The following is a 6662-nucleotide window of genomic DNA, read 5'->3' on the forward strand; positions in this document are numbered from 1 at the left end:
TGGGCCCACTCGGGACGATTGCCAGGCGGGTGCCCTCGCTCTAGAATGGCCGCCGGTTTACCGGAGCCCCACCCTCCTTCGCCGAACACGTTAACGGACTTCCATCCAGGAGAATATCGACCGATGGGCGCCGGCACGGAGGATCGGGAAGCACTCTGGGTGGAGGGACGGTTCACCGTCCGGGTCCGGGGTCCAGGACACGAGCCCGGCCGGGTCGTCCGGCTCCGCAAGCCATTCGCCCTGATCGGCCGGCTCCCGGGGGCCGACCTCCGGATCGACGACCCGGCCGTCGAAGACCGCCACGCCCTCCTGATCCTGGATCATCAGGGCCTCTTCGGCGTCGACCTCCTGACCAGGACCGGGACCCGATTCGCCGGCGGGAATTCGACCTCGGCCCGACTCGGCCTCGGGGACGTCCTGGAAGTCGCCGGGCGGCGGATCGAGATCCTCCAGCTCCGGATCGATGGCGAGTCGATCGACCCGCCCCTCTCCGACGATGACCTCCTGGCCGATGCCGATCCGTCCGCCCTGGTCGCCCTGAGCCTCGGGCCGATCGACGAGTCGGGGCCGTCCTGGATGCTCGGCTCGACCCTGGCCTTCGCCGGTTCGGGCGAGGCCTGCGCGATCCGGGTGGAGGACGCCTCCCCCGCGAACTGCGCGCTGATCCGAGGCGCCTCGACGGCCCACGTGATCAACCTCCTGGGCGAGCCCACGCTGCTCAACGGCCTCCCGATCCCCGGGGCCTCGGCGCTCCTGGACGGCGACATCCTGACCCTGGGCCGGGCCCAGCTCGTCGTCGGGGTCGCGCCCCCTCGTTGGGACGCCAAGCTAGGGGCCCTCTCCCGATTCGAAGGGACCTTCGGCGAAGTCCCGGGCCTCCCCGCCGAGTTGGCCGGGAGCCCCCGCGCGGCGCTCCTGGCCATGATCCTCACCGGGGCCGCCCGGCCGCCCGGCGAACCACAGAACGAGATCCTTCGGACGCTCCGCCTTTTCCAGGCCGATGCCGCCTCGCTCTTCCAGGACCAATTCGACCGGATCGAGGCCCTCGGCCGCGAGATCGCCGAGATCCGCGAACAGGTCGAGCTCCGGAGCGGCTCGCCCGAAGCCCCCCCCGAACCCATCCGTCTCGACCTGATCGCTCGGGAGATCCCCGAGGAGGAAGACTCGCCCGCCTGGCTCCTCGACCGACTCCAGGGCCTGGAGTCGGAGAGCCGGTCGACCTGGAAGGATCTGATCGGCCGGATCTCCTCCACCATCCGTCACCGAAACCCGTCCGAACCGACTCCGGAAGACCGCCCCTAAAACCGCCCAGAATCGCCCCAGACGCCCGATCGACTGAAGATTGCCGAATCCTACCACCAGGCCCCGAGCAATCGCACTGGCGAGCCACCAGGGCCATTCCCTGGCCATGCCCGATCTCCAGCCCCAACTTCCGGGCCTCGATCACCTCGGTTCCTCGATCCGAGATCAGCCCTCGTCGAATGCTTCCGGCTGTGTGTTTGCACACGATATTTGGGACATACTTGGGCTCGGCCCCGTCCGTTACCCGAATCCCCGACCAGGCCCCCATTCCCGGACTGCTCATCTCCGGATCGCCCGTGTACCGATGAACCGGACATACTTGGGCCCGAAACCGCCCGGATCGCCTCTCAGGATTGGCCCCGATCTGATCGGGCGACTACCGATGTACCGGACATACTTGGGCCCGAAGACCTCCAGGCTCGAATCTTCGGGGGGTTTTGTCCATCACGATGCACCGGACATACTTGGATGACCGGCTTGCACCTAGTGGACGGTCGACACTAGCGATATTTGAGACATACGATGCGTTTGTCCATAACGATGTACCGGACATGGTTAGCTCGTGCACTCACGATGTACCGGACATACTTTTAACGATCAACCGGACATACTTAGCCCGTGCACTCACGATGTACCGGACATACCACTACCGATGAACCGGACATACTTGCGCTCCACAACTTCTGTTAGATCGGCAACTTGCGGCGCCTAGAATTTGTTTTAGACTTTTGCTTAGACTAAAAGACAACAACAGCCTTCGGCCGTTTTGTTGTTGCTTTTTCTGCTTATAACCCAAACAATCCTCCAATCCGGACTTAAAATATGCTGTTTGAGCAAGATGAGCCGGAAGAATCAATTATCACGATTGAGGAGTCTGGAGGGTTTGAGCAGAATGAAGAGAATCCAGGTGCATCCGATCATGGATGGAAGGACGAGCTGAATCTGGCGGAATTCCCGATCGCCGCGCTCACCGATCGGGTGCCCAATGGTCAAACGACGCTGGTATTCGAAGACAAATTGGAGCGTCGCGACCACCCTCCAATCGTCCGTCGATTGACGATCATGGGGACCGTCAAGCACGGCTTGCCGACCTCGACCGACGACGAGGTCCTGGTCGGCCTGATCCAGTTGACCAAGCGTCGGAGCAATTTCACCAACGCCAAGGTCCCGTTCTCGCGTTACGAGCTGATCGAACTGCTGGGCTGGCCGCAGAGCGGGGCCAGCTATCGGCGGATCGAGGAGGCCCTGAACCGCTGGGTCGGCGTGGTCCTGATGTATGAGAACGCCTGGTGGGACAACACGGCCAAGAGCTGGGTCGACGAGAATTTCCACGTCCTGGATAACGTGACGCTCTACGACCGTGAGCGTCGGAAGCGGTCCGCCGGCAAGGCGGGCAAGGCGGGGGCCAAGCCGGCCTCGGGTCGCCGCCCCAAGAAGACCGGGACCGAGGGCGACCCGCTGCCCCTTTCCAGCTTCCGATGGAACGAGGTGATCTTCGAGAGCTTCCAGAGCGGCAATCTGAAGCAGCTCGACCTGGAGTTCTACCTCCGGCTCCGACTGCCGACGACCAAGCGGATGTTCCGGTTCCTGGACAAGCGATTCTACCGGCGAGAACGCCTGGACTTCGACCTTCGCACGCTGGCATGCGAGCACATCGGCATGAGCCGATCTTATGCGCCGACCGAGTTGAAGCGGCGGCTCCGGCCCGCGCTGGAGGAGCTGGAGCAGCTCGGGTTCCTGGAGCCTCTGGATCCCGAGGAGCGTTACTCGTGGGTCGCCCGGGGTTGCTGGCGGATTATCCTGATCCGTGGCCAGGCGGCCACGCCCGATGCCCCGCCCGTGCCGACCGACGCCTCGGCCCTGATTGAATCCCTGACCAGCCGCGGGATCACCCCGAAGACCGCCGCCGAACTGGTGGCGAATCACCCGTCCGGTCGGGTCCGGACCAAGCTCGAAGTCTTCGACTGGCTGGTCAAGAATCAAGACAAGCGGGTCGGCAAGAATCCGGCGGGCTATCTCGTGGCCTCGATCCGCTCGGACTACCAGGCTCCCGAGGAGTTCTCCAGGTCGGCCAAGGTCGAGGAGGCCAAGAAGGAGGCCGAGGATGGGGATCGCAAGGCCAAGCGAAAGGTCCGCGAAGAGTCGGAGAAGGCCCGGGCCAAGGACGCCGAACTCCTGGCCCGTTGGGAAAAGCTCCCCGAATCCGAACGCGAGGCGATCCGGGCGGCCGTCCAGGCCGAGAACCCCGGCCTGGGACGCTGGAAGAACATGCTCGAACCGCTCTGCCTGGCCGCGATGGAGGCCCGCTCGAGCAAGCCGACGATCAAGCAAAAGGGATTATTTCCCGGCCCCGGTGAGGAATGATCCGAGCGGGCTCATCAGAGAGGGCCTCAATCGAGGTGCGGTCATGGCTTAACTTGGATGGGTGGGCCGTCGTCGTTGGCCCCTATTAGTCTTCATAAGCATGGGGCGGCTGATTACAACTCGCCAGGTTAGTCGGATAGAAGTTGTTGCGCAGATTAATTATGCTTCAATTAATAATAGAGCTTGTCGTTAGATGTGATTAATCAAGAAAGGTATTGACTTTGGTTTTCCGACTCTTGTAGATTGAATTGACTTGCTGATCGGCTCGCGAGGGGCCGATAAACGTGGCTATGATAGCCTTGACGCTAGGACACATCCATGCGTTGGGGCTTTTTTTGTGCCTCGGGGACGTTGTGTGGTCCTGGATTAATCCGTAACGCCCAGGGATTTTGTCGAGCCCCTCGCGGGGGGGCGGGGTTTCGCCCGGAATAGCGAACTCCGGGATATGGGGGACTTGTAGAGTTGCCCCTCCCTCCCCTCCTTTCTATAATAGCATCCATTGATGATTTTTAGTTGACATTATTGATGTCCTCTAAATAACAATCATTGATATAATGAATGCATCCGATCATCCTCGCGAGCCTGTCAAGCAGGCCCGATCGACGTCCCGCAGCCCTGCGGCCCGGTCCGGCCGGCGATCGAAATCATCGATATTTCTTCGTTTTCATCGAGCCGATCGAGCGTGTGGTTCGAGCGGCGTGCGTCGGGATCGACGAAGTGTAGAAGATCGAAGGGACGACGTCAGCCGCCGTCTCGGCGACGACGACCGGCAGGAATACCGGAAACAGGGGATGGGCATGACGACGGATCGGCAGTTCCGGGAGATCATCTCCCGATGTGTCTCGACGATGGTCTTCTACCACGACTCCGTCCGGAGTTGCGAGGTTGTCCGCTGGGTCCTCCAGGAGATCCGGGAGATAGCCCGTGAGGTCTCTGATCGGGGGCTGGACGGGGACGAGGCCTATCGATGCATCTTGCGCCCGGTCGAGGATGACTTGATACGCCGATATGGATATGAGGTAGGGCCTCGGATCTCGGGACGATTCATCGACGAATTCGAGGGAGAATTCGCCTCGAGAGAGTCGGCGGTCGGAGTCTGAACCGATCGGGTCCGCCGCCCGGCCCGGCCAGGGCGGATGGGCGGGGGACCTCGCTTTCCCCGGGAAACTCGCCGAGATTGCGATGGAGCTTCAGACTCTCAGATAGATCCCCCGGCGATCCATCCAGAACAGGATCAACCAGTAGACTCCCAGGATCGATGCTCCGGCGACGAGCGGTTCATAGGTGGGGCCGAATACGGCGAAGACGTCCCTCCCCAGGTGAGTCTTGATCGAACCCAGGACGAAGTCGTCGAGCAGGTGGGCGATGCAGTACGCGGCGATCGAGTTCCGGCCGATCACCCGGAGCGGGTACGTCCAGGCGGTGAAGCCGGTCAGGTCGATGGTCGCATAGAGCAGCGCAAGCACGGCGAACGCGATCCCGCCACTGAAGAGGACCCACGATGGGGTCCAGATTCGCTTGACGTTGGGGCAGAGCCCGTAATGGTCGAGGGCCCAGCCTGCGGCGACGCAAACCACCGCCGCCAGTAACATTCGCCCGAGCTTGCCTCCTGATCTCCCCTCCCCTCTCAGCCATCCTCCGGCGATCAAGCCCAGGAGCATCGTTGCCAGCGTCGGGATGAAGCTCAGCGTGGAGTACCCTCCCCCGTTGTGGGTGAAGGGCTTTTCCCGGGGAAACAGGTTGAGGAACCACTGGTCGAATCGAGAAGCCAGGTTGGAGTTCTTGTTCCAGTGCGCGGCCAAGCCGGTCTCATGGTGTTGCCAGTCGGCCGGGACGCCGACGGCGGAGTAATCATACTCGGGCCCCGGGACGGGATAGGCCGCGAACGCCCCCCAGTAGCCGACCAGGATCACCGCCAGGGCCGCCCAACGGACCCAGGGGCGGGCCAGGCCGATCAGGAAGAGCGGTAGGTATCCCAGGCCGATCTGGGTCAGCGTGTCCTCGAACGTGTAGTTGGTCTGATCCCGGCCCATCGAACGGAGGAAGATCCCCAGGGCGATCAAGATCAAGGCCCGCCAGGCCGCATGAAAAATCGACTTGCCCATCGAGTCTCCTCGACGGATCCGGCTGGCCAGCGAGAACGGCAAGGCCACGCCGACCAGGAATGTGAACGAGGGCTGGATCATGTCGTGGACCGAGCAACCGCGCCATGCCACGTGCGACTGGTGGAAGCTCAGGGCTTGCCAGACCGGGCTTTCCGGGAACGACTGGGCGACCTTGGAGAGGCGCAGGACCTCGGCCATCATCAGGAACATGACCGCCCCTCGGTAGGTATCGACCGAGGCGATCCGGGCGGGAAGGGTCGGTTCCGTCGAGGGACTGGGATCTTTACTCATGGAAGAATCCGGTGGCTCGCGCGGGGAAGGTTCCGAGATCGCGCTCATCATCCGACGACTCGGGCATCCGGGCAAGCCGGAAGGCCACTTTCCCCGGGAAACTGTTCGCCGGGAAATAGCCGGTTAACCGGAGGCTCTTCAGGGCGATCTTATCGAGAAGCGATGCCAGGTCGGGAAGGAGGACCGTCCCGTGCGATGGGTCGACGGGGCAAGTCGGTGGGCCTTGGGTTCGTCTTTCCCGGGCAAGGCATGGCGTCCTTGGGTTCGTTTTTCCCCGGCACTTTCCCGGGGAAACGGTCGACTCGTTGGGTTCGATTTTCCCAGGAGCATTCCCGGAGTGACCTGTTCCTGATTGGGTTCGTTTTTCCCGGTTGAGGCCCCCTGCCCTGGCCCGATTTCCCGGGGACTTTCCCGGGGAAACGGTCGGCCGGTTGGGTTCGTTTTTCCCGGAGGAGGTCCCCCTACCCCGTCCGGGTTCTTGGGGAAAGCCTCGACCCGTCGTCGAGTTTCCCGGGGAAAGTGCCGATTCCCATTCCAAACGATCTCCCTCGGCGGGCCTTCGACGGTTTCCCGGGGAAAGCGATGGGAGGGACCCCGCCA

The 6662-nt window shown here is 62.6% G+C and carries 4 protein-coding genes; 3 read left to right on the forward strand and 1 reads right to left on the reverse strand.

Annotated features, from left to right (window positions below; genetic code table 11):
- Window positions 1-123: 123 nt before the first annotated feature.
- From P12x_RS30330 to P12x_RS30340, 3 genes are all read left to right on the forward strand, one after another.
- Complete coding sequence (locus P12x_RS30330) at window positions 124-1302, forward strand: FHA domain-containing protein (protein ID WP_435011833.1); 1179 nt, start codon at window positions 124-126, stop codon at window positions 1300-1302.
- Between the two features lie 822 nt (window positions 1303-2124).
- Window positions 2125-3666: a replication initiator protein A gene (locus P12x_RS30335; RefSeq protein ID WP_435011834.1), complete on the forward strand. Its 1542-nt coding sequence runs from the start codon at window positions 2125-2127 to the stop codon at window positions 3664-3666.
- A 791-nt stretch (window positions 3667-4457) separates the two neighbouring features.
- Window positions 4458-4766, forward strand: coding sequence for a hypothetical protein (locus tag P12x_RS30340; RefSeq protein WP_435011835.1), 309 nt, complete (start codon window positions 4458-4460; stop codon window positions 4764-4766).
- A 90-nt stretch (window positions 4767-4856) separates the two neighbouring features.
- On the opposite strand, the gene P12x_RS30345 is transcribed toward P12x_RS30340, so the two are convergent.
- Window positions 4857-6062, reverse strand: a complete 1206-nt coding sequence (locus P12x_RS30345; RefSeq protein ID WP_435011836.1) for an acyltransferase family protein — start codon at window positions 6060-6062, stop codon at window positions 4857-4859.
- Window positions 6063-6662 lie beyond the last annotated feature (600 nt).

The sequence above is a fragment of the Tundrisphaera lichenicola genome, from assembly GCF_051175385.1.
GTDB classification, from domain to species: domain Bacteria; phylum Planctomycetota; class Planctomycetia; order Isosphaerales; family Isosphaeraceae; genus Tundrisphaera; species Tundrisphaera lichenicola.